Origin of the sequence: Actinoalloteichus spitiensis RMV-1378 (assembly GCF_000239155.1) — a bacterium.
Taxonomy (GTDB): domain Bacteria; phylum Actinomycetota; class Actinomycetes; order Mycobacteriales; family Pseudonocardiaceae; genus Actinoalloteichus_B; species Actinoalloteichus_B spitiensis.
In genome coordinates, this window is record NZ_AGVX02000638.1 from 1 (window position 1) to 2,914 (window position 2,914).

3 protein-coding genes are annotated in these 2,914 nt (G+C 72.2%); all 3 read left to right on the plus strand.

The genetic code is table 11. The features are described from left to right. Positions 1-63 precede the first annotated feature (63 nt). Positions 64-975, plus strand: a complete 912-nt coding sequence (locus ACTIDRAF_RS0223160; RefSeq protein WP_016701085.1) for an aldose 1-epimerase family protein — start codon at positions 64-66, stop codon at positions 973-975. 48 nt (positions 976-1,023) lie between these two features. Beyond that, complete coding sequence (locus ACTIDRAF_RS0223165) at positions 1,024-2,238, plus strand: amidohydrolase (RefSeq protein ID WP_026066416.1); 1,215 nt, start codon at positions 1,024-1,026, stop codon at positions 2,236-2,238. 1 nt (position 2,239) lies between these two features. Continuing rightward, positions 2,240-2,914, plus strand: a 675-nt coding sequence (locus ACTIDRAF_RS0223170) for a PfkB family carbohydrate kinase (RefSeq protein WP_016701087.1), incomplete at its 3' end; no start/stop codon positions are given.

The following is a 2,914-nucleotide window of genomic DNA, read 5'->3' on the forward strand; positions in this document are numbered from 1 at the left end:
AACTCGGCGGGTGCCGGCCAGGATGGTTGACAGCGGGACAGCTGGCGGTGGTTGACTCGCGCCATGAGCATTCGTCCGGTCACCGGAACCCAGTTCGAGATCGCGCACGGTTCCAGTCGCTGCGTACTCACCGAGGTCGGCGCCGCGATCCGGGTGTTCGAAGTGGACGGCCGGCCGCTGCTCGAGACCTACCCCGAGGACGTCCTGCCGCCGTACGGGTCGGGGACTCAGCTGGTGCCGTGGGCGAACCGGGTGGCGGACGGCCGCTGGAGCCTGGACGGGGAACCGCAGCAGCTCGCGCTGACCGAGCCCAGGCGGCACAACGCCATCCACGGCCTGACCAGGACCGTGTCCTGGGAGGTCCGGGAGCGGACCACCTCGTCGATCCTCTTCGCGACCACCGTCAACCCCCAACCGGGCTGGCCCGTCGCCCTGGCCGCCACCCTCGCCTACGCGTTGTCCGACGACGGCTTGACCGTCACCTACGGCGTGGAGAACCTCGGGGACCGCCCGACTCCCTTCGGCGTCGGCGCCCACCCGTTCCCCCGTGCCGGGCACGCCCGCACCGAGGACTGCCTGATCCGGCTCGCCGCCGAGACGCGGTTGCCGGTCGACGATCGCCTGTTGCCCACCGGGCCGCCGGTCCCGGTGGCCGGTACCGACCACGACTTCCGGGTCCCGCGCCCGCTGGGCGCGACCCGTCTCGACACCGCCTTCGGCGGGTGCCGCCCGGGAGCGGACGGGCTGGTCCACCACCAGGTCCTGGCGCCGGACGGGACCGGCGTGGACATCTGGGCGGAGCCGGTGTTCGGGTGGGTGCAGGTCTTCACCCCTGACGACTACCCCGGGCGGGGCCTCGCGGTGGCGATCGAGCCGGTGACCAGTCCGCCCGACGCGCTCAACTCCGGTACGGACCTGCTCACGCTCGCCCCGGGGGAGCGTTGGACCGGGTCCTGGGGGCTGCGGTCGGTGTAGGCCGGGGCCTGGCGACGGCCGGGACCGGTGCCGTTAGCGTTGCTAACCATGAATGTGGCGATTCGTGGCGGATACGTGGTGCCGGTTGACGGGGAACCGATCAGCGGCGGCACCGTTCTCATCCAGGACGGCAGGATCACGGCCGTCGGTCCGGACTCGTCGGTCGAGGTGCCCGCCGGTGTGTCCATTGTGGACGCCTCGGGCCAGTGGGTGCTTCCCGGTTTCGTGGAGTCGCACGCTCACCTCGGCGTGCACGAGGAGGGCGAGGGCTGGGCCGGCAACGACACCAACGAGATGACCGATCCCAACGGCGGCCGACTGCGGGCGCTCGACGGGATCAACCCTGCGGAGCAGGGTTTCCGGGACGCGCTGGCCGGCGGGGTGACCACCTCGGTCATCAAGCCGGGCTCGGGCAACCCGATCGGCGGGCAGACCGTCGCCGTGAAGAACTGGGGCCGCACCGTCGACGAGATGCTGCTGCGGCATCCGGTCAGCGTGAAGAGCGCGCTCGGCGAGAACCCCAAGCGGGTCTACGGGGAGCAGAAGCGCCTCCCCTCCACCCGTCTCGGCGTGGCGGCCGTCATCCGGGACGCTTTCCTGAAGGCGCAGGACTACCGCGAGAAGCGCGCGGCGGCGCGGGAGAAGGGGGACCCCTTCGAGCGCGACGCGACCTCGGAGATCCTCGTCCGGGTCCTCGACCGGGAGATCCCGTGGTGCCAGCACACGCACCGCGCCGACGACATCGCCACCGCGATCCGCCTGGCCGACGAGTTCGGCTACCGGCTGGTGGTCAACCACGGCACCGAGGGGCACCTCATCGCCGACCTGCTGGCGGAGCGGGACGTCCCGGTCATCATCGGTCCGCTGTTCACCAGCCGGTCGAAGGTCGAGGTGCGCAACAGGGGATTGCGCAACCCGGGCATCCTCGCCAGGGCGGGCGTGCGGATCGCGATCATGACCGACCACCCGGTGGTGCCGATCGAGTTCCTCGTCTACCAGGCGGCGCTCTCGGTCAAGGAGGGTCTCGACCCGGCCGAGGCGCTGCGTTCCCTCACGGTGAACCCGGCCAGCATCATGGGGCTGGACGACAGGGTCGGTTCGCTGCGCCCCGGGCTCGACGGGGACGTGGTGCTGTGGTCCGGTGACCCGCTGGACATCATGAACCGCGCGCTGCGGACCTTCGTCGGCGGGCGCGAGGTCGCCCGGTTCGACGAGACCCGCGGCGAGCACGTGGTCGTCGACCCCTACTACCGCGAGGCCTGACGTGATCGTCGTTGGTGGTGAGGCGCTGGTGGACCTGGTGCCGGTCGCGAGCCCGGACCAGGCCGGGACGACCGCGCTGGCGGACCTGTCGCCGCGGCTGGGTGGTGGCCCGTACAACGTGGCCATCGCGTTGGCGCTGTTGGACACGAGGGTCGCGTTCCTGTCGAGGGTGTCCGAGGACGCCTTCGGGCGTGCGCTGGTGGACCGGCTCGACTCGTCGGGGGTGGACCTGTCCCTGCTCCAGCGCGGTCAGGAGCCCACCACGCTGGCGGTGGTGGGGCTGGGCGAGGACGGTTCGGCCCGGTACAGCTTCTACGTGGAGGGCACGGCCGACCGGATGGTCGCCGACCCGGGCCCGCTGCCAGCCGGGACGCGGGCGGTGTGCCTCGGCACGCTGGGCATGGTCCTCGAACCCGGTGCGAGCCGGTACGAGGCCCTGCTGCGCCGTGAGTCGGCCAGGGGAACGCTGGTGGCCCTCGACCCGAACATCAGGGCGGAGATGATCGGGGACGCGGCCGCGTACCGGCGCCGGTTCCTCGGTTGGCTTCCGGACGTCGGGCTGCTGAAGCTGTCGGTGGAGGACGCCGCCTGGCTGGCGGGGGTGGAGCTCGGCGCGGACCTCGAGGAGGGGCTGCCCGCCGTGGTGGCCGCCGCCCGCGAGTGGCGGGCCGCCGGG

Bases quoted from the DNA above. Each gene is read 5' to 3' on its own strand.
- ACTIDRAF_RS0223160 (WP_016701085.1), top strand. From the start codon at position 64: ATGAGCATTCGTCCGGTCACCGGAACCCAGTTCGAGATCGCGCACGGT.
- ACTIDRAF_RS0223165 (WP_026066416.1), top strand. From the start codon at position 1,024: ATGAATGTGGCGATTCGTGGCGGATACGTGGTGCCGGTTGACGGGGAA.